Source organism: Metabacillus sp. FJAT-52054 (assembly GCF_037201815.1).
GTDB lineage: Bacteria > Bacillota > Bacilli > Bacillales > Bacillaceae > Metabacillus_B > Metabacillus_B sediminis.
Genome location: NZ_CP147407.1, coordinates 1,426,617 through 1,447,416 on the forward strand (window position 1 = coordinate 1,426,617; position 20,800 = coordinate 1,447,416).

The 20,800-nt window shown below is 41.8% G+C and carries 19 protein-coding genes and 1 riboswitch; of the genes, 11 read left to right on the forward strand and 8 right to left on the reverse strand.

Going from position 1 to position 20,800, the window contains the following annotated elements; all coding sequences use genetic code 11:
- Positions 1-169: 169 nt before the first annotated feature.
- The 3 genes from WCV65_RS07565 (at position 170) to WCV65_RS07575 (ending at position 3,885) form a co-directional block, all read left to right on the forward strand.
- On the forward strand, positions 170-967 hold the full coding sequence (locus WCV65_RS07565) for a TerC family protein (RefSeq protein WP_338781297.1): 798 nt from the start codon (positions 170-172) through the stop codon (positions 965-967).
- A gap of 747 nt (positions 968-1,714) precedes the next feature.
- Entirely contained in the window at positions 1,715-2,470 is a 756-nt protein-coding gene (gene sigI / locus WCV65_RS07570; RefSeq protein ID WP_338781298.1) for an RNA polymerase sigma factor SigI, read from the forward strand.
- Positions 2,467-3,885, forward strand: coding sequence for an anti-sigma factor domain-containing protein (locus tag WCV65_RS07575; RefSeq protein ID WP_338781300.1), 1,419 nt, complete (start codon positions 2,467-2,469; stop codon positions 3,883-3,885). Before sigI ends, WCV65_RS07575 begins: the two co-directional genes overlap by 4 nt.
- A gap of 70 nt (positions 3,886-3,955) precedes the next feature.
- Here the strand turns inward: WCV65_RS07575 and WCV65_RS07580 are convergent, their stop codons facing one another.
- Together WCV65_RS07580 and WCV65_RS07585 are read right to left on the reverse strand one after the other, a co-directional pair.
- Entirely contained in the window at positions 3,956-4,150 is a 195-nt protein-coding gene (locus tag WCV65_RS07580; RefSeq protein ID WP_035409005.1) for an alpha/beta-type small acid-soluble spore protein, read from the reverse strand.
- 199 nt (positions 4,151-4,349) lie between these two features.
- Entirely contained in the window at positions 4,350-5,039 is a 690-nt protein-coding gene (locus WCV65_RS07585; RefSeq protein ID WP_338781302.1) for a DUF1836 domain-containing protein, read from the reverse strand.
- 128 nt (positions 5,040-5,167) lie between these two features.
- Between WCV65_RS07585 and htpX the strand changes: the two genes are divergently transcribed.
- On the forward strand, positions 5,168-6,046 hold the full coding sequence (htpX, locus tag WCV65_RS07590; RefSeq protein ID WP_338781304.1) for a protease HtpX: 879 nt from the start codon (positions 5,168-5,170) through the stop codon (positions 6,044-6,046).
- A gap of 55 nt (positions 6,047-6,101) precedes the next feature.
- Here the strand turns inward: htpX and WCV65_RS07595 are convergent, their stop codons facing one another.
- Complete coding sequence (locus tag WCV65_RS07595; RefSeq protein WP_338781306.1) at positions 6,102-7,823, reverse strand: methyl-accepting chemotaxis protein; 1,722 nt, start codon at positions 7,821-7,823, stop codon at positions 6,102-6,104.
- Positions 7,824-8,004: 181 nt separating this feature from the next.
- On the opposite strand from WCV65_RS07595, the gene WCV65_RS07600 reads away from it, so the two are divergent.
- The 4 genes from WCV65_RS07600 to WCV65_RS07615 all read left to right on the forward strand — a co-directional run bounded on the left by WCV65_RS07600 (position 8,005) and on the right by WCV65_RS07615 (position 10,008).
- The gene (locus tag WCV65_RS07600) at positions 8,005-9,351 is read left to right on the forward strand and encodes a TrkH family potassium uptake protein (protein ID WP_338781308.1); all 1,347 of its coding nucleotides are present in this window, start codon (positions 8,005-8,007) and stop codon (positions 9,349-9,351) included.
- 87 nt (positions 9,352-9,438) lie between these two features.
- Positions 9,439-9,579 (forward strand): hypothetical protein, encoded by a 141-nt coding sequence (locus WCV65_RS07605; protein WP_338781310.1) that lies wholly within the window; start codon positions 9,439-9,441, stop codon positions 9,577-9,579.
- A gap of 91 nt (positions 9,580-9,670) precedes the next feature.
- Entirely contained in the window at positions 9,671-9,838 is a 168-nt protein-coding gene (locus tag WCV65_RS07610) for a hypothetical protein (RefSeq protein WP_338781312.1), read from the forward strand.
- A complete protein-coding gene (locus WCV65_RS07615) occupies positions 9,835-10,008 on the forward strand; it encodes a hypothetical protein (protein ID WP_197491616.1) in 174 nt (57 codons plus the stop codon). Before WCV65_RS07610 ends, WCV65_RS07615 begins: the two co-directional genes overlap by 4 nt.
- An 18-nt stretch (positions 10,009-10,026) precedes the next feature.
- Here the strand turns inward: WCV65_RS07615 and WCV65_RS07620 are convergent, their stop codons facing one another.
- Together WCV65_RS07620 and WCV65_RS07625 are read right to left on the reverse strand one after the other, a co-directional pair.
- Positions 10,027-11,799, reverse strand: a complete 1,773-nt coding sequence (locus WCV65_RS07620; protein ID WP_338781315.1) for a radical SAM protein — start codon at positions 11,797-11,799, stop codon at positions 10,027-10,029.
- 387 nt (positions 11,800-12,186) lie between these two features.
- Positions 12,187-13,194, reverse strand: coding sequence for an acyltransferase family protein (locus WCV65_RS07625; RefSeq protein WP_338781316.1), 1,008 nt, complete (start codon positions 13,192-13,194; stop codon positions 12,187-12,189).
- A 313-nt stretch (positions 13,195-13,507) separates the two neighbouring features.
- On the opposite strand from WCV65_RS07625, the gene WCV65_RS07630 reads away from it, so the two are divergent.
- The 3 genes from WCV65_RS07630 (at position 13,508) to WCV65_RS07640 (ending at position 17,208) form a co-directional block, all read left to right on the forward strand.
- Complete coding sequence (locus tag WCV65_RS07630; RefSeq protein ID WP_338781318.1) at positions 13,508-15,712, forward strand: PAS domain S-box protein; 2,205 nt, start codon at positions 13,508-13,510, stop codon at positions 15,710-15,712.
- A 3-nt stretch (positions 15,713-15,715) separates the two neighbouring features.
- Positions 15,716-16,192, forward strand: a complete 477-nt coding sequence (locus WCV65_RS07635; RefSeq protein WP_338781320.1) for a methylated-DNA--[protein]-cysteine S-methyltransferase — start codon at positions 15,716-15,718, stop codon at positions 16,190-16,192.
- A gap of 431 nt (positions 16,193-16,623) precedes the next feature.
- Positions 16,624-17,208 carry a metalloregulator ArsR/SmtB family transcription factor gene (locus WCV65_RS07640; RefSeq protein WP_338781322.1) on the forward strand — a complete coding sequence of 195 codons (585 nt, stop codon included), beginning with the start codon at positions 16,624-16,626 and terminating at the stop codon, positions 17,206-17,208.
- Between the two features lie 121 nt (positions 17,209-17,329).
- Here WCV65_RS07640 and mtnA read toward each other — a convergent pair whose 3' ends face one another.
- From mtnA to WCV65_RS07655, 3 genes are all read right to left on the reverse strand, one after another.
- Positions 17,330-18,391 (reverse strand): S-methyl-5-thioribose-1-phosphate isomerase, encoded by a 1,062-nt coding sequence (gene mtnA / locus WCV65_RS07645; protein ID WP_338781324.1) that lies wholly within the window; start codon positions 18,389-18,391, stop codon positions 17,330-17,332.
- An 18-nt stretch (positions 18,392-18,409) separates the two neighbouring features.
- Positions 18,410-19,603, reverse strand: coding sequence for an S-methyl-5-thioribose kinase (gene mtnK, locus WCV65_RS07650; protein WP_338781326.1), 1,194 nt, complete (start codon positions 19,601-19,603; stop codon positions 18,410-18,412).
- A gap of 96 nt (positions 19,604-19,699) precedes the next feature.
- A riboswitch (SAM riboswitch) is annotated at positions 19,700-19,862 on the reverse strand.
- A gap of 76 nt (positions 19,863-19,938) precedes the next feature.
- Positions 19,939-20,745 (reverse strand): carbon-nitrogen family hydrolase, encoded by an 807-nt coding sequence (locus WCV65_RS07655; RefSeq protein WP_338781328.1) that lies wholly within the window; start codon positions 20,743-20,745, stop codon positions 19,939-19,941.
- Between the last annotated feature and the right edge of the window lie 55 nt (positions 20,746-20,800).

Genomic DNA, 20,800 nt, shown 5'->3' on the forward strand with positions numbered 1-20,800 from the left:
TGCACCTGTAAACAAAGTCGTCAATTCATGGATATGTATCCATCGGCTTTGTTGACATGATTTATCAACCATGTTCAGCAAGACCTTTGCCCATTAGCGGCAAAGGTCTATTTTTATGTCCGCTAATGGGTCGCCGAGAGGGGAAAACCCATTAGGAGGAAGAAAAAATATGGATGCATCATTGTTTCTCGAGTATGGCTGGGTCCTGCTCATTCTAATCGTTCTTGAAGGGATCCTGGCAGCAGACAATGCTCTGGTAATGGCTGTAATGGTCAAGCATTTACCAGAAGAACAACGTAAAAAAGCATTGTTTTATGGATTAGCCGGAGCTGTTGTTTTAAGATTTGGAGCGTTGTTTGCTATTTCATTCCTTGTCAACGTTTGGCAGGTACAAGCTATTGGAGCTCTATACTTACTGTACATTTCGATTAATCATTTAGTGAAAAAACATGTATTAAAGAAAGATGATGATGAAATAAGCAACCCAAAAAAGCAATCTGGTTTTTGGGGAACTGTCTTAAAAGTTGAATTGGCAGACCTGGCATTTGCTGTAGATTCAATTTTGGCAGCAGTTGCTTTGGCTGTCACGCTATCTCCTACGAACCTTCCTGAGATTGGCGGGTTAGACGGGGGACAGTTCTTAATTATTCTAGCCGGTGGATTAATCGGTGTTGTGATTATGAGATTTGCCGCGAATGCGTTTGTTAAATTGCTTAAAAAGAAGGCCAACCTGGAATCTGCAGCCTTCTTAATTGTCGGCTGGGTAGGGGTTAAGCTTGCATTATATACATTGGCTCATCCTGAAATAAATGTCATTTCTAAACATTTTATTGAATCTCCGCTTTGGAAGGGTATTTTCTGGACAGTATTAGCGGGAATTGCCGTCGGAGGATGGTTCCTATCCAAAGACGTTGAAGTTCAAGATGAAGAAGATTCAGAACCATTAAAAAGAGCAGAAAATGAATAAAGATAGGTTTTGTTTTTTTAAAAAACAAATTGAGAAAAACGGCCCCAAGAACGCTCGCGGTATGAGTGATCTTGGGGTTTTATTTTGCCTCATTGGTGCTTTGGCAATGGACAGTCTGTCTGAAAGGAGGCGTCTTACTGGTTCTTTAAGCAGCGGGAAGGGTGAGACACAACAGGGCAGAAAGATTGCCTGTCCAATAGCACGTTCCCGATAACAGCTCCATTTCTTGAGGACTGGTTTTTGTTACAAATCTATTACGGTATACGAAAACTCAACGTACGAAAGAGTTTTGAAAGTTTTTTAAAACAGACTTCATCGGGTATTTAGACTCAAAAGAAAAGTTTTTTTCAGGTCTCCCCCTTAAACAGTCTATAAAGGGCGAAACGTATTAGTAGGAGGTGAAAACGTCATTTAGAGGATATAGGTATGTGTGTCATTGGTCGTGGGTAATTAAACCTTTTTGGTGTCTATTCAGAACAGTCAAGGTGAATCTCTTTTCAGGAAATAATATTTCATTAAAGTTACATTACAGTAACAAATCCATACAAAACCCCTTATATAGTAGGCTTTTGATAAAAAAATGGCTGAAATGATGTAAAGATGTCTTTTGAATCCATGTTTTTTCGACTGTGAAAAAGGGCTGTATCAAGCATTGGTGCTGGTTATATAGATAATTCCAAATTTCTTCCTTTGCGCTCTATTCATAATTTAGCTATGATTAACGCAGTATGATCGGGAGAAACTGAGGTGAAACCGTTGCTCAGCCTTTTATTCAAATTTGGCAGGAAAAAAAATACACTAGAAGACAGCGTGTTCAAAATCCAAAATGGAGATTTGGATTTGCAAAATAAATTGATTGATCAATATAAACCCTTTATTGCAAAGACCGTTTCATCTGTTTGCAAAAGGTACATAGACGAAACAGATGATGAATTCAGTATAGGATTAATCGCCTTCAATGAAGCCATTGAAAAGTATTCAACAGAGCGGGGAAACTCACTCCTTGCCTTTGCGGAGCTGATCATTAAGAGAAAAGTGATTGATTATATCCGTAAAGAAGCCCGAAATGCACAAACCGTCAATATGGATTTGCAGGAACATGAAGAGGGAGAAGCATCCCAAAGTAAAATTGAAGCGGATTTATCCATTGATGAATATCAAAAGTTAGTAGAACAGGAACACAGGAAAGAAGAGATCCTCCATTTTCAGGGAGTCCTTAAAGAATTCAGCTTGACCATTGCGGACCTGATTGATCATTCTCCAAAGCATATTGATGCAAGGCAGAATGCAATTCAAGTTGCGCAAATACTTGTTGAGCATGATGAATTAGTAAAAATTCTTTTTCAGAAAAAACAGCTCCCGGTCAAGCAGCTGGAAAAACTTGTTTCCGTTAGCCGGAAAACCGTGGAACGGAATAGAAAGTACATTATCGCTATGGCCGTAATTATGACTGGGGACTATCTTTATCTTAAGGATTACATTAAAGGAGTGCTTGAAGCATGAAACGAGGGGTCATCATCGATCTGAAGGATGATTTTGCAATTGTCCTTACAGCAGACGGGCACTTTGTCAAAACCCGGGATGTGAAAAGCCACTATCAGCTAGGAGAAGAAATAACGTTTAACGTTGCCGAAGCGTCCAGAGCTGCTTCTCCAAAACGCCGTGGCTTATTCGGGTTGCAGCAATTAAGGATTGGATTTGTTACAGCTATCGCTATTATTTTAATTTTCTTCAGCTTGTATCCAGTTTTTAATTCAGACAAAGTTTATGCCTACATGACGATCGATATCAATCCCAGCTTTGAGCTAGCGATCAACGGAAACATGGAAGTGGTTAAATTAGAGCCTCTGAATGAAGACGGCGAGAAACTTCTTTCATCTTTCCCTAACTGGAACAAACAAGGTTTCCAGTCAGTGGTCAATAGCATCATTAATCAAAGCAGAACAATGGGATATACGAAAAGCGGCAAAGAAATCTTCATTACCACAGTTGTCGACCGCAAGAATGATAAAAAATTCGAAGCAAATCTGCTCAATCGTGTTCAAATGATGAAAAGCACATACAAAGCAGATCCGCTTATAATCGAAACCGTTCAATCAGATATGGAAACACGTAAAAAAGCGAAATCTGAAGGGGTATCTACAGGCACGTACATTCGAAATCACAAACCCTCTGAGAAGACAGGCAAATCTTCTGACGATAAAGAGAACAAGCCTGTACCTGGCGGAAAACAAGACAAGTCCATTACTCCAGCTCCGAAAGTGAAAGAAAGCAAACCTGAATCAGATGATAAAACGTGCAAGGCACCATCATGCCGTGACCAAAAACCTGCCACCGGTAAACAAGAGCCTGACCCGAAAGCTTTAAAAGAAATGGAAAAGAAGGGGAAGCAGCCCCCAGCTGTCCCGCCTAAACGCGATGAGTCTGCTCCTATTCCTGCTCCTAAGCAGGAACACAATGAGAATAATACTGAGCAAAGAAGCTTTATCCATGAAGATGAGGATTCTGGCAAGGATGATTGGGAAAAGGAAGAGAACGACGATTCTCATTCAGAGGATTATGATGACGAAGATGAGAATGATAAAAAAAAAGATAAGCAGCTAAAAGACAAATTTCGTGAAAAAAATGAAAAAAATAAGGATCAGCGTAAAGCAAACAAGCAAATACAAAAAGCTGCAGAAGAGCCCTATAATAAAGAAAAAAGCAACGCTAAAAAACTGAATGGGCGAGTTAAGAGCCCTTCAAATAAAACGGATGAAAATTATTCTGCACCGGACGTTAAAAAAAATGAAAACAAGCTTGAGCAAGAGCCTGAAAAAAACCTGGAACAAGGGCTGCAGGAACTGAATCCTGCATCTGATCGCAGCACACTTATTGAGCCTAATAAAGAAACCATAAAGCAAGATCAGCTGAAATAATCTCATTCTAAAGTACAGTGTTCTACATATAATGATCGCCGTGCAGATTAACACGGCGATCCATCCATTATTATTCAGTTTTTCCATGCTGGCTTTGCTGTGCCTGGGCAATAAGCCGTTTTGTCATCTCGCCGCCTACAGAGCCATTTGAACGGGAAGTCGTGTCTTTTCCGAGTGATACTCCGAATTCTTGTGCTACTTCCATTTTAAATTGGTTAAGAGCTTGTTCTGCTCCAGGTACGAGCAGTTTATTTGTTCTTGCCATTTCGTCTCCTCCTTCCTCTTTTACAATCAATCACAGCCTCAAGGCTGTACCTCTATTTTTATTCATCCGTTTCAAACTATTCATGGAAAACCAAGGGACTAAGTTCACCATGCAGGTAATATCTGAAGGTACTCTGGTGAAAGCTAGAAAAGCGGGTAGCATTCTGTTGTCTTTTTTAGTGAAAAAGTCGCTCCATTCGTTACAGCGTATCCAGATGATTTTCCTGGTATGCTTGAGCTCTGCTTAACAGATGAGAGTAGAGGACTGAGAATACAGTCAGAACGAGGACTGGTTTGATCAGCGTCCAGTTTTGATCCGGTATGGAGGGAAATGCAGTCCGGATAATCTCTGCTTCCAGCTCTATTTTTTCTTCGATATCACTTGCTGGAGGAAAATGAAAAGCTTCATTGAGCAGTTTATCGAGTACGACCGCATATGCCTCATAATAATCAACAGGGCTGATCAGGTCGTCTGTCCTGTCTGAAATGGTGTTGAAAAGCCTGTTTAGCATTTTGCGGATTGTTTCAAAATCATAGGTGGCTTTTAGATCTCTTACAATCAGCAGAATGACAGCTTGGTCAATCGAATATTTTTTTCCAAGCTCGGGGTGCCCAATCAAGCCTTTGATGTCGCGCTTAATCCAGTTTTGAATGGATGTGGACTTAAAGGTTGTCAGCTCACAAAGGTTACCGAGAGCAACAATGTCATTTGTGGAGAGTCCTGTGACGGCTCCGCTGCTGCGTTTAAATCGTTTTACGAAATCCGGCAAAATCGCACTGGCATGCTGATTCCATTTGCTGAGAAAATTCTCAAGCTCTAATCCATTCTGAAGATCAAGTGCGTGAAGCAGCCCTGACATCTCCAGCCGGGTAAGTTTAGGTTCTTTCATCGTGCACCTCTTTTATCATCCTGTTCTTTGTTTCCTCTTCTGAAACCCTAATACTTGTCATACAATGAAGATGGAATTATAATTATTGTATAATAAGTTCATATGAACTTGAAACTATGAGGTGAAAAATGTTTAAACGAATTGGATTATTCATATTAACCAACATCCTGGTCATTACAACAATAGGGATCGTTCTATCCGTTTTAGGCGTTGGCAACTATATAACGGCTTCTGGCGGAATCGACCTTGTAACTTTGCTTGCCTTCAGTGCAGTTGTAGGTTTTACAGGTTCTTTATTCTCCCTGGCCATTTCCCGCTGGATGGCGAAAATGATGATGGGGGTTCAGGTATTAAAACCTGAAGACAATCTTTCCCCTATTGAAAGAGACCTGGTCGAACGCGTTCATCAACTTGCACGGACTGCAGGTATGCGGGTCATGCCGGAGGTTGGGATTTACCGCTCACCGGAGGTAAATGCATTTGCTACAGGTCCTTCCAAGAACCGCTCTCTCGTAGCAGTATCAACCGGCTTGCTTGAAGAAATGGATGAGGACGCTATTGATGGTGTTCTTGCCCATGAAATTGCCCATATCGTTAATGGAGATATGGTGACGATGACCCTTCTTCAAGGGATTGTCAATACATTTGTCGTGTTCCTCGCAAGAGTTGCCGCATGGGCAGTATCAAGATTTGTCCGCGAAGAACTTGCAGGAGTTGTCCATTTTATTGCGATTTTGGTATTCCAGATCCTTTTCTCTATTTTGGGAAGTCTTGTCGTATTTGCCTTCTCGCGCTATCGCGAATACCATGCTGACCGCGGCGGAGCGGACTTCGCAGGTAAAGATAAAATGATTCATGCATTAAGAAGCCTTCAGAACTATACTCAGCGCACAAGAGATGATGATACTTCTCTTGCTACTCTGAAAATAAACAGCAAACGAAAACGTTCCATTTTCTCCACACACCCTGACCTACAGGATCGGATTGCTAGATTGGAACAGCGTTAAACCAGGAAAAGCCCAAGCTGCTAAAAAAAAGCTGACCTCACTTGAGGCCAGCTTTTCATATTTTGTAGGCTGAAAAAGAAGCTCGGAATTTCTTTGAAAGTGATGATAGCACATGGGAGGAATTAAGCATTTCCTGCATAACAGCATTTTGTTCTTCAGTCGTGGCTGCAATATGTTCAATGCTCTCATTCGTCAATCTGCTGACATTTTCGATATGGCCTGTTGCATCATTAAGGACATCCATCTGTTTCTTAACGCTCAGAACAGCTTTTTCAGCCTCCTGACTTTTTTTCTCCAGCTGTTTAATATGAGTAGAGATGGTTTTAAATGATTCGTCGACTCCTAAAACCAGCTGATTTCCCTTTGCAACAGCTTCGGAGCTCTCTTTCATAAGCTTAGAAGCAGAAGCGGTTTCCAGCTGGGTTGATTGGAGGATTTCCTGAATGCTGCCTGCTGCGCCTGCTGTCTGCTCAGCTAATTTTCTAACTTCTGATGCAACAACGCCAAATCCTTTACCGTGCTCGCCTGCTCTAGCAGCTTCAATGGCTGCATTTAGTGCAAGCAAATTGGTCTGTTCTGAAATACTCGTGATCATGGAGGCAATGGCCGTAATTGTTTGTGATTTTTCTTCAAGATTCTGAATGGTTTTCTCGAGACGTTCTACATGATTCAAGATGGTTTCCATCTGAATCATTACATCATTTGCATGGTTTTTGCCTTGTTTGATTTTAACTGATGAATCAGCACTCAAAAGGCTTGCTTCATTTGATTCTGCTGCTGCGACATTCAGCTGTGCGGCAATCATAGTAACGGATGATGCTGCCTGCTGAATGGATTGCACCTGCTGTTCAGAACCCGAAGCTAATTGGAGGATGGACTGTGTTATCTGATCGGTACCTTCAGAGGTTGATTCAGTGTTTTCCTTCAAATGACCAGACATGCCTCTGACTTGCTCTGAAAGGGCGAAGATCTCCTGAATCGAACGTTTAAGTTCCGCTTTAAGACTGTTCATCGCAATCGAGATATCTTCCGTTTCATCTTTGGAATTAAAATGCAAATCCTCTGTAAGGAGATTGCCTGCTGCAAGCTCCTTGCACATGCTGACAGCCTGTGAGAGCTGTTTGCGGATTCTTCTGCTTACAACCGACAGCAAAAGAACAGATAACAGAATCGAGGCTGCAATAAACCCTGACGAAAGCAAGATTTGGTTTTTGGAATTTTGTTCAGTTTGGCCGATCATCTTCGTTCTGTCTTCTGAAATCAGTCTTCCAAGTGCCATCAGCTTTTCATTACTGACGTCCCTAATTACAGCAGCACGGTTTTGAAGCTCTATTTGTTTCAGGGGGTCCAAAACACCGCCTTTGCTTGACACCGCCTGAAGCTCTGTTTTTATGCGGTTTTCAAACAATTTATCCAGCTCGCCATTCATCGATTTGGCGGCATTAAGAAGCAGCACCTGTTCTTTGTTGGATATGCTGTTTTTCAACTGGCTGAATGTTTGATTCATTTCCTTTACCTGATCTGTGTAGGCGCTCTCATTTTCAGGTGCCGCCTTTGTCAGGTAATCAGTAATCACGATGTATTTTTGCTTGAAAATTGCGGAGGCAGCAGCGACTTTTAATGCATCATCGGACTTTCTCTCTGCTGTTTTAACGGTTTGAAGAGTGGAAGATAAGGAAAATAAAATAAAGATAAAGGCAATAATGATTAGAGTAAGACACGTATAAAAGACTAGTCCATATTTCCGGCCGATCGATGATTTTTTTCTCAAGTACATTGTTTTGAACCCCGTTCACTCGAATTTTGTTGAAAAAAATAGGAAAATTGGTATAAATTTAATAATCATATTTTAATGCAAAGCCCCATGGCTTGTAAACGCTTTACACTAAAAGTTTTAAAAGGGTTTTTTAATCCCTTATTTTTTTCATGGAAGCTGATCAAAAAAAGGATGGTTACTTATGCGAATTGATCTGAGGCTTAGAAGGCAGAAGCTTTCACCTGCCAAACTTATTGTGACGTACTATTTTATTGCAGTAACGGTTTCCATCCTCCTATTAAGCCTGCCCCTGGCCAGGAGACCGGAAGCGGAATGGACATTTATTGATGCTTTATTTACCTCGGTTAGTGCTGTAAGTGTCACTGGACTTTCTACTATATCTATTAAAGATACATTTACGACACCTGGGTACTTTATTCTTGCCTTCATTCTTCAATTCGGCGGAATTGGAATTATGACACTAAGCACATTTGTATGGCTGGTTTTAAGACGGCGGATTGGACTGAAGGAAAGAAAGCTGATCATGACCGATCAGAATCAGTCAAACCTTTCAGGTCTGGTAAACCTGTTGAAACAAATTCTTATTTTAATTCTGGCTATTGAAATTGTTGGCGGGCTTATTCTGGGTACATATATGCTTAAATACTATCCTGATTGGCAGGAAGCATATCTTCATGGCTTTTTTGCTTCAGTCAGTGCAACGACAAATGGAGGGTTTGATATAACCGGGCAATCGCTCATCCCCTTTGCAAAGGATTATTTCATACAGTTTATTAACATTTTGCTTTTGACGCTGGGAGCAATTGGATTTCCCGTTTTAATTGAGCTTAAAACGTACCTCTTTCATGAAAAAAAACACCGGTTTACACTTTTTGCTAAAGTAACATCCATAACATTTCTTGGTTTGCTTGCCTTTGGAACCATTGGCATCCTGCTCCTTGATTCTCAGCATTTTTTCAAGGATAAACCCTGGCATGAATCCTTGTTTTACGCACTTTTTCAGTCATCAACAACGAGAAGCGGCGGCCTTGCGACGATGGATGTGTCACAGTTTAGTGATTCCACTCTGCTGTTTATGTGCCTGCTTATGTTTATCGGTGCTTCTCCGAGTTCTGTTGGAGGAGGGATCAGGACAACCACGTTTGCGCTTAATCTTCTCTTTATTTATCACTTTGCCCGGGGAGCTAAATCCTTAAAGCTCTTCAAAAGAGAAGTCCATGAAGCTGATATTACAAAGTCCCTTGTTGTAACCATTGTTGCTGTGATGATTTGCTTTGCTTCCACTATTATTTTGGCTGCAACAGAGTCTTTTACACTTCTTGAGATCCTGTTTGAAGTGTCTTCAGCCTTCGGTACGACGGGGCTGTCACTTGGAATAACAGCGGATTTGAGTACTATTGGAAAGATCATCATCATTTTACTAATGTTTATCGGCAGAATTGGAATTGTTACTCTCCTTCTTATGATGGGGAAAAAGGAAATTGAAGCCAATTTCAAATATCCTACAGAAAGAATCATTATTGGATAATAATTAGAATTAAGCCTCTCATTCTCTCCTTGCATTCATAAGAATTCCAGTGAAGGAAACACTCATAGGTGAGGGGAGTGATAAGGGATGAATGCTAAAAAGCAGTTTCCGGTTGCAGAATTGAATTCAGAGGAGCTTAGTCAGCTGCAGCAGTTTGAAGAAGACTTCCGCAGCCGGACGGGCGAAGAAATTGTGCTGATCGCGTATGGCCAGCAGGAAAAGAACTGAAGAAACTGGAAGGATGAAAAAGATTAAACCGGATTAAACTAACCTTGCGGATGATTCCGCTGCTGTACATTCAATTTTTAGGGGGATATTTATGAAACGAAAAGCTGCAAGCCATCAAGCTCTAAAAAACAACAATACTCCATCCGAAAGCATGGCAAAGACAGAGATTGCTGCAGAATTTAATCATGAGAACCCTCAAAAATATGCAAACCGCAATTCCAAAAAAGGAATGCAGGGCAAGTCGGAGAGTAACCGATGAGTAAAAAGCACGTCAAAAGCAAAGACCTTCAAAATCATAAAAAACCAATGAATGCTGATCTTTTGGAGCAGGAGTTTGGCAGCGAATTCGGTGATGGAAATTCCGCCAAAATTTATGAATTGAAGGAAGAGCTTAAACGCAAATCAAAATCAGACAAAAAGAAAAAGTGAGAGCTTTAGCTCTCACTTTCAGACTGCCCGGATATGATCCGGGCTTTCGTTTGCAGTAAAGATATGCGGACGGTTCTCTGAAGGATCGTAATGGACGAGAATCCATGTTGCTGCATTCATTACAACGGTGCCATTCATCTTATATTCTCCCAGGTCAAATGGAAGCTTTTCGACGATTGTATGTTTGTACAAATCTTTCTCAGAAAGCGGATTCTTCTGATAAGCTGCCCCGAGAAGCTCCGGCTGATCCATAAGCTGCCTGTAAAATAAATCGCGCTCTTCTTTAGCAAGCATTGCATCATCCCACAATGCTTTTCTTGGTTTATAGCGCTGATTTTTCAAATAATCAAACGTCATAAATGCTGTGGCTGCCTCAAGGTGGTCAGGTGCGGCTGCTTCAATAAAATCACGGAGCCTTTTGAACAAATCCTCCAGCTGATGGCCAATCCTGCTCCACCCCTGTTCATCCCAAAACGTTCCGAAATCCTGGAAGAAATCGAATGGAGATGGAAACACGTGCTGAACAAGATACTCAACCGTTTCGTCCATACGATGGTCATTCCAATATTTCTCCAAAACATCCTCGACTTGCTTAATCCGTGATATATCATCGAAGGTTAATACGTTGTTTTTTAAGATTTCGTAAGGCGAGTGGTCCATGTATACATAATCATGCTGAGCGGCTCGTAAACGCAGCCCTGTGCCGCGAAGCATTTTCAGGAATCCGAGCTGAAGTTCCTCAGGGCGCATCTCGAATACGTCATTGAAAGTCTTTTTAAATGAATGGTAGTCCTCTTCGGGGAGGCCAGCAATAAGATCTAAATGCTGCTCGATTTTCTGCCCTTCCTTTACCATCATAACTGTCCTCGTTAATTTGCTGAAGTTCTGTCTCCGCATGACGAGATCATTTGTCTCATCGTTCGTAGACTGAACACCGATTTCAAAGCGGAACAGTCCTTTTGGAGCGTTATCGTTTAAAAATTGGATAACCTCCGGCCTCATGATATCCGCTGTAATTTCAAATTGAAAGACGGTTCCAGGGCGATGCTCATCAATAAGAAATTGAAACATTTCCATTGCATAGCTTCGGCTAATGTTAAAGGTCCGGTCAACAAATTTAATGGTTTTAGCGCCGTGCTCCATCAGGAATCGGATATCCTCTTTCACTTTCTCGCGATCGAAGTAGCGGACGCCGACTTCAATAGAAGAAAGACAGAATTGGCAGCTAAATGGACATCCCCGGCTTGTTTCTACATATGTTACCCGTTTAGAAAGGCTTGAGAGATCCTCTTTAAAACGGAATGGAGATGGAAGCTCTTTTAAATCAAGCTTGTTTGCCTGCGGCTGAATTCGGACTTTACCGTCCTCACGGTAAGCAATTCCATTCACCGTTTTCATGGGAAGACCTTGATCAATTGCCTGAAGCAGCTGTTTAAACGTCTGTTCCCCTTCGCCAATCACAATATAGTCAGCTTGAGGGATTCTTTCCATCCAGTCCAGAACATCATAGGTAACCTCGGGTCCCCCAAGGACGATCACAAGCTCCGGTTTAATTTTCTTCAGCATATTGATAACCTTAATCGTTTCTTCGATATTCCAAATATAGCAGCTGAATCCAATGACATCAGGATTGCGTTTGAACAAGTCGCTTACGATATTAATGGATGGATCTTTAATCGTATATTCGGCAAGCTCCGGCTCATATTCCGGCTGAGCGTATGCTTTAAGATAACGGATCGACAGGCTTGTATGAATGTATTTTGCGTTTAATGTGCTGAGCACAATGTTCATGTTTTTACACCACTTTTAATAAGAATAGTTGTTTCTTTAAAACATTACCTATTTTAACACATAACAGCGCTGGGGAAACATTTTTCATAAAAGCTCAGTTAAACTTGGCTGTTGATTGCAGGTAGCAGGCGCTTGCTTATCCTTGGGCGGCAGGTGAGTCTCCTCGCCGTTTTGCGCCTGCTGAATCTCACCTGTCCCGCTGCTCTATGCAGGAGTCTCGCGCCTTCCTTTCCAATCAGCCTTGCCAATTATGGATCATGAACAATGTTACAATTCGTAATCCTTAGTAATCATTAATGGAATACAAAAACCCGGAAATGCTCATGCCAGCTTTTCCGGGTTGTCATATTCGTGCTCTTCGAAAGGCATTTTTAAATACTCCTTAAACTACGTTTGCTGGAGTGATTTCCATTTTCTTTTTAAACTGGTTGCCCTTAACTCAATCATCGGCTCTGTCCAGGTTTTTACGAAGTTCGATGACAGGAGGAAAGTTACAGCAATTGCTGCAGCTGCATAAATGGCGATGCTTTGGTAATCAGCCAGCCATTCAACTGCCGGACTGTTACGAATCCCGTTAATAATAAAACCGTGCAGGAGGTATACGTAAAAGGTTCTCGTGCCCCATGACGTGAAGAATGCCTCCCGTTGGGGCACGATAGCCAGAAAGCTTAGAGTAGAAGCGACTGTCATCACGTAAAAACTTGTACGGATGAGGGCGCTGACTGCAATCTCCTGGCCAAATGCCGAATAGGGCTTGGAGCCGAAAAGCCATTCAAAATCAAACTGCAAAAAGAAATACATACTGAATGTAAAGGCAAGAAAAAGGAGTGAAATGGTTCTTCCCTTTACAGAAGTCAATTTGTAAAAATGATCTCTTTTCATATAATACCCGATCAAGAAGAGCGGAAAAAACACAAATGTACGGCCGATACTCAAAAAGTTATTCGCAAAATCAACATACCCGATTCCTATCCCAAGCAAGAATGATAGAGCAAGTGCGTTTTTCCAATTTGTTTTTGTGAAAAGGAACAGCATCAGATTCCAGAAAAACAGGCTGAGCAGAAACCATAGCGACCACTGAGGATCAAGAGGGTTGAGTTCGATTTTATCCTGCTTCTGAATCAGATAGTAATAAACAGAGTAAATCCCCTGAAAAATCAAATAGGGAACAATCAGCTTTTTGGCAATTTTCCCTACATAGCCTTCTTTCCTGAATCCCTTGGCAAAATAGCCTGAAACGAGAATAAAGGCTGGCATATGAAACGTGTAGATAAATTTATAAATGTGAAGCATGACATCATTATTGTCTATAAAAGAACGGATGAGATGGCCAAATACGACAAGAATAATCAATAAAAATTTCGCATTATCAAAGTAGCTGTCTCTTGTTTTCAACTCACATCACCTGCCTGAACATGCTTTTAAATCGGCAATTCCTGTAATTCTGTAAATACATTTTACCCATGCCAGACCAGTGTAAAACAAAATAAAATGTGTTTCCTGCCTTTAGCAGCTATTGTGAGACGGATTTAATCAGCTTGTTACACAATTGTGAAATATGTATCAGACGAAACAAACCAGCCATATTTACGTTAAATGGCGGTTTTTTTTCAAATCGCGACTTAATACAGCAAGGATGGGAGGACAATAGAATTAAATGTAGAAATTAATGATAAATGATATGGGGAAAAAAGGGAGTGTACGGGGGATGAGTCAGCTAATAGAAGAGGCGCAAATTGCTCAGCTTAATAGCGAACTGGACCGTCTTAAAAAGGAAAATCAGCATTTGCTGGCAGAGCTTGCCAAACATCAGGTTATTTTCGACCAGGCTTTGGATGCTATTATTATTTTTGATCAAAATATGAATTTTATAGATGTCAATGAAGCAGCATGCAGTCTGTTTAATGAACGGAAAGAAGTGCTGTTGGAAAAATCGTTATATGATTATCTTGCCATGTTTCCTAATGAGGAGATTAAAAGGCAGCGGGAGCAGCTATCTGAAACAGGCTCACTCAGTGAGGAGATAATTATTAAGCTTAAGAATGGACAGCTGAAATTTATTGAGTTTTCCGCTAAAAGAAAAGCTATTGGAGATTACGATTTGTCCATCATGCGTGACGTTTCATCGAAAAAAATGCTGGAGAGAGAACGGTCTATTAATGAAAAAATGTTTCAGGATCTATTTCATCGCGCGTTGGACGGGATTGTTATATATGATCACCATGGCAGGCTGGTGGATGCCAATACCTCATTTTGCCATAGCTTTGAACTTCAAAAAAATCAGCTTTCTTCCTATAAACTGAAAGATTTTATCGATAAAGAGAGCCGCGATAAAATTGAAGAGACGTGGTCCCTCCTCTCTAAAGCTGGAAAAGCTAAAGGGGATTTGCCTGTAAGACTGAAGAGCGGTACCCGTAAGATCTTTGAATTCACAGCGACCTCTAATGTACTTAATGGTTACTATATGTCAATCATGCGGGATATTACTGAAAAAAAATCCATGGAGGCCAAGCTTCATAAAAGCGAAGTACGCTTCCGTGAAATATTTGAGAATGCCATGGATGCGATTATTATTTGGGATAAAAAAGGGCAGATCTTAAAGGCGAATCGGTGGGCAACACGTATTTTCGAGCTCCCAATGGAAGGGCTTCTTAAGAGTTCGATAACGGATTTCCTGGATTTAGCGGATCCCCGCTATCTTTCTGCCTTTAAACAATATATGACAACGGGATCGATTCGTCAGGAACTTCATTTTTATATGCCTAATGGGCAATGCAAGCATTTGGAATTCACGTCCAAGGCGAATGTGTTTGAAGGACAGCATTTGACCATTCTCCGAAATGTAAGTGACCGGAATCGGATGGAAAAAGAATTAAGGCAGAGTGAAGAGAAATTCCGGAAAATTTTTAATGGAGCGCTGGAAGGAATTATCCTGTTTGACAGCAATTACGACATTATGGCTGCAAATCCTGTATCAGCTAAAATTTTTGAAATGCCGCATGAAGAAATCGAACAGTGCAACCTGTACGCTATGCTATTCCCGGATGAGAGCAAGCAGCCTTCCGACTTTCTTGCGGAATTTCAAAAGGAAGAAGAAGGTACAGAAGAAATTCTCCTGACATCTAAGCACGGTCAAACAAGGATATTGGATTTTTCCTTAAAGCTGAATTTAAATGAAAACATGCATCTTGCCATTTTCAGAGATATAACTGAAAGGAAGGAGCTTGAAGAACGGCTGCGGAAGTCAGACACACTAAATGTGGTTGGAGAGCTTGCCGCGGGCATAGCTCATGAAATACGCAACCCGATGACAGCCCTTAAAGGCTTCATCCAGCTTCTTGAAGGCAGTGTAAAAGACGATTTCAGCATGTATTTTAATGTCATTAAATCAGAATTGAACCGGATTGAATCGATTATCACGGAATTTCTTGTTCTCGCAAAACCACAAGCCATCCACTTTGAGCAAAACAGCATCGTAAAAATTATGAAAGATACAATGGAGCTTCTAAACGCACAGGCCATATTTTCAAATGTTCAGATGGAGCTCATTACCGATGGCGAAATTCCTTCCATCTATTGTGAGCCAAATCAAATGAAACAGGTGTTTATCAATATATTGAAAAATGCTATTGAAGTGATGCCGGGCGGAGGCAAAGTCCTAACGATTCTTAAAATGAAGGGGCCGGACAGTCTTTGTATATCCATTAAGGATGAAGGAAATGGAATACCTGAAGATAAGCTTAAAAGACTGGGGGAACCCTTCTATACAACGAAGGATCGGGGTACTGGCCTCGGACTTATGGTAAGCTATAAAATAATAGAAGAACATCGCGGGAAGGTGAAAGTGGAAAGTCAGGTAGGAAAAGGGACGACGTTCTACATTACCCTTCCCGCAGGGACGAATGAGGTGTGAAAAATGAAAGGTTTCATTCAATACAACTCACCGATTGGTGTGCTGACGATTGTTTCAGACGGGACTTCAATTACGCAGGTTCTGCTTCCGGAAACGGAGCTTTCTCCATTCAATGGGGAACCTGCAGAATACCCTGTCCTGATTGAAGCGAGAAAACAGCTTCAGGAATATTTCAGCGGAATACGGACTCATTTTGAGCTTCCTTTTTCTACAGAAGGAACGCCATTTCAAATGAGGGTTTGGGATGCGCTTAGAGAAATTCCTTTCGGGGAATCTCTCAGCTATGCAGAACTAGCACAAAAGGCCGGCAGTCCAAAGGCTGTCCGGGCTGTGGGTCAAGCGAACAAAGCAAATAAACTGCCAATTCTTGTGCCATGTCACAGAGTAATCGGAAAAAACAAATCGCTAACGGGTTATGCAGGAACGAAAACCGATCTGAAAGCGATTCTGCTGGGATTGGAAAAGGTAGAGTTTAGATAATCTGTTTCAATAAGATGTAAGACCGGGTGTTATAGGACATCCGGTTTTTTTTGTTTTTTGATTAGAAAATAATGTTTTAAAGGAGCAGCGGGTCAGATGAGGCCTTAAAGCTAAAATCGGGTATATCCATTCAATCGTGCCTATGCAGCAAACTTTAATTTTAAGGTTTGATATGCCGCTTGTCACAAATGTGACAAAGCGACATATTATTTAGTAAAACTAAAAAAGTTGCCCTAGGGAAAAAGGAGGAGGAATCATGATTAAACCTGGCAGAACGGCAAAGGTTGCAGCATATGCGGTTCTTTTTCATAAGATGAATCTGCTTTCCAAAGAGCAAACGGATGCGATTGTTAAGCTGCAGAAATAATTGACAAATCAAACTGATAAGATTATTATCTAATTAGATATATGTCTAATGAGGAGATGTGCATGTGCAGCTAAATCGTTTAGTCCAATTTCATAAAGCAATGGGTGACCCTACCAGGCTGAGGATCATTGCAATCCTATCCGATGGTCCTAAGCACGGTCAGGCTCTGGCGGGGATATTAGGCCTCACCCCTCCAACCATCACCCACCATTTGACCAAATTAAAAGAGATGAATCTAGTTCATCAAAAACGTGAAAAGAACACCATCTATTACTTTCTGCAGGAAAAAGTTATTGAAAAGCATGCAAGCGATATCGTTCAGCTTATGCAGCCGAAAGAGGGGAATGGAATGAAGGAGTTGACAGGGGAACACATGAAAGTCGTTCAAAACTACTTGACGAAAGAAGGAAAACTTAAAACCATACCTTCTCAGCGAAAGCGCAAACTTATGGTGCTCTTCTACATAGCAAAAGATTTCGAGCCAGGCAGAAAATACAAAGAAAAGGAAATCAATGAAGCCATAAAATTGTATCACGAAGACTTTGCTACCATTAGGAGAGAATTTATTGTAAATGGGATCATGTACCGTGACAACAGCATTTATGAATTAAACCCGAAGGAATTGTGGGCCGGGATAGAGGGAAATTAATGGTAGCTGCTGGTGCCATGCCGGGGAGGAATGCCCGGCATGGCAGGGTATAACAGGTTAAAAAAATGCCTGTCTCACTTTGCCGGCAGCTAATAAAGAGCGCTAAAGAATCTTCTCCAATTCAGCGTACTTTATCAGCAAACAGCTCCTTGATTCCAGCCTTTAAATCCCCGGTAAGAACGCCTTTTTCCGTAACAATGCCTGATATTAAATCTGCTGGGGTAACATCAAATGCAGGGTTATAAACCTCTATTCCTTCAGGTGCAATTCTTGTGCCTGCAATCTCCGTGATTTCTCTTGAATCTCTCTCTTCAATCGGTATTTCTGCACCGGAATCGATGCTGAAGTCAAACGTGGAGAGGGGGGCTGCAATGTAAAATGGGATTTCAAAGGCCTTAGCGAGTATGGCCAGGTTATATGTGCCGATTTTATTGGCTGTATCTCCATTGCGGGCGATTCGGTCGGCCCCGGTAATGATGGCGGAAATGTTCTTCTGCTGAATTGTGAAGGCAGCCATGTTGTCGGTAATGAGTGTGACATCGACTCCAGCCTGCATCAGTTCCCAAGCCGTCAGCCTTGCCCCCTGAAGGACAGGCCGGGTTTCGCAGGCATATACCTGAAGCGGAAAATCCTGTTCCTTCGCTAAATAAAAGGGTGCAAGAGCGGTCCCGTAACGGGCTGTAGCAATGGAACCAGCGTTGCAAATCGTCATAATGCGGTCACTTTTATTAAAGAGCTTTAATGCATGCTGTCCAATTTGCCTGCATGTTTCCCCATCCTCTACCTGAATTTGGATGGCTTCATGGATCAGATTGGTTTTGGCTTCATTCACCGATTTCACCTGGCTGCAGGAGGCGGTTAAACGGTTGAGTGCCCAGGCAAGATTAACAGCTGTTGGCCGTGATCCAGCCAGATAGTCTTTTTCCTCATGGAGTTTAGCCAGGAAAGAATTAATGTCTGATTCCCCGTAACGTGATGCAGACAGCGCAAGTCCGAATGCAGCTGCAATGCCGATTGCCGGTGCCCCTCTGACCTTCAAGGTTTGGATAGCATGCCAGACCTCCTGGATTGAATTTAATTCAATGTATTCGGTAATTCCAGGCAGCTTTTGCTGGTCTAGCAAAGAAATATAGGTTTCCTTCCATTCTACAGAACGGGGGATTGTGAAAGAGTGTTTTGTCATGTTCGTAAATCCTCCTAGTTAACGGGCAATTGCATGCCGGAAAAAGCGTTTTAGCTGGCCAGGCTCATTGATGTTGAGGCGGTTTTTGATTAATTTTTTCCCTAATTCCAGTGCCTGGATTTTTGATTCTATTCTGCGGCTGTAGGGCTCAATGGTATCGAGATCTGCAACGTGGGCAAGCCCGATTGTTCTGCGGATGACTTCACACCCTGCAAATCCGATCGTATCCTCAAAAATTTGCTCCAGCGTATGCTCAAGATAGCCCTCTACTTCCGAAAAACGCTCTAAGCTGTCCTTTTTCCACGCTGCCGAAAATTCCACTTCAAATGTGTTCCAGGCTTTTTCAATGGCCTCGAAAATAAAATCCTGATCCTGTTCTTCTCGAGATAACGCGTTGAGAAGCAGATTTGCGATGAATTGGCCCGGATCAAATCCAATCGGTCCAAAGAAAGCAAATTCAGGATCAATAACCTTTGTTTCCGTCTCACTTACAAAAATACTGCCTGTGTGAAGATCCCCGTGAAGAAGTGCTTCTGCCTCCGTCAAAAACTTTCTTTTCAATTTAGCAACTTCGAGCTTTACGTGTGTATCCTCCCAAAGTTTTTCAGCAGCCTCCCGAAGCTCCGGTTCAAAATCATTGGATTCAAAGTCGAAGAAGGGATCCGTAAAAACGAAATCCTCGGTGATTTTGCATAAATCAGGATTCGTAAATTGCTTAACAAGCCGTTTTTTAACATGTGGTTTCAGGGCGAAATCGCTTGTGTAAAAAAGTGTACGGGCCAAAAACGTTCCGATATGTTCAGCGAGCAGCGGAAGTTTTTTTCTATCCATCAGTGCTTTTCTTGCAATCTGCAAATGTGAAAGATCCTCCATTACAGTAATGGCAAGTGTCTGGTCAGTGTAATAAACTTCAGGAACCAATCCCGGAGCAAGCTCTGCCTGTTTAACAAGGGCGCTGCTTTCGATTCTTGCCCGGTCCAATGTAAGCGGCCACGATTCGCCGATTACTTTTGCATAAGGGAGGGCCTGCTTCAATATAACTCCTTTGCCCGATTTTGGATCGGTTATATGGAATACGAGATTCAAGTTTCCATCTCCGATTTCCTCACAATTAAGAACAAGATTGTCTTCAAAAAGTCCAAGCCTTACTGCAAGTGCTGAGGCAGTGCTTTCAATAAGCGGTTCGTAAAGCGATGTATTTGCGATTGCCATGTAATTTTCCCTCCTGAGGTGGTGATAAAAAATTTATTGAACATGAAAAAGCCTCTTTCATTTTGAGAAAGAGGCTTGAAGAGGCAGTCTTCGCACCTCTTATCTCCCAAAAAGCATTTGCTTTCTGACGGATTTAGCACCGTGCCTTGCGGAGCGATAAGCCCCGGCGCTTGCTGCTGCGCCCCATTTCACAATGGTATTACGGTCGGTTGCTGTTGGGGTCAACGGGCCAATTCCCTCTCCCAACTCTCGATAAGAGTATGTTTAATTTTTTGAATGTTTTAATTGTTTCGTAATCACTTGATGAAAATGTTACCAGCTTAAGAGCAGTACTGTCAATCCCTTTTTACAAATGATTGATAAAATTCCGGACGCCGGTCCTGAAAAACAGGAATTTGTTTTCGAATCCCCGCAATTTCATTAAAATCCAATTCCGCACTCAGTATTTCTTCACTCTCCCCAGCTTCAGCTATTACATTTCCCCATGGATCAATGACGAGTGAATGACCGGCAAACTGATTATTAGGATCAGAACCGGAGCGGTTGCAGGCAACAACATATGCCTGATTTTCAATGGCTCTCGCTATAAGAAGGGATCTCCAGTGGTGAAGGCGCGGAAGTGGCCACTCTGCAGCAACAAAGAGCACCTCTGCACCATTTGCGGCATGCTCGCGCATCCATTCCGGAAAACGGATGTCATAGCAGATAAACCCTGCACAGTGTACACCGTCTAACATAAATAGCCCGCTTTCTCTCCCGCCTGTCAGATAATGATGTTCATCCATCAGCTTAAATAAATGCAGCTTACTGTATTCATGAATCAGATTTCCTTCACGATCAAAGATAAGCATCGTATTGGTTACTTCATGGCCGGATTTTTTCGCAATGGACCCCGCTATCAAATTAACGCTGTGCTTTCTTGCAAGCTCTGAAAGGAAAGCTTTAGAGTCAATGCCTTCTTCATCTGCGATGACTTCAAGTCTTGTCAAATCGTAGCCTGTATTCCACAATTCCGGAAGAATGAGAAAGTCCGGCGCTTCTTTACTTATTGCCTCTTCCATTGCAAGAGACACACGCTTTTTATTCTCTTCAGGATCCCCAAAGGCAATATCGAATTGTATGCAGCAAATGGTTCGTTTCATTTCAGACCAGCTTCCTTCAGGTAAATTTTAGCTTTACTTTTTGTTACTAACACTA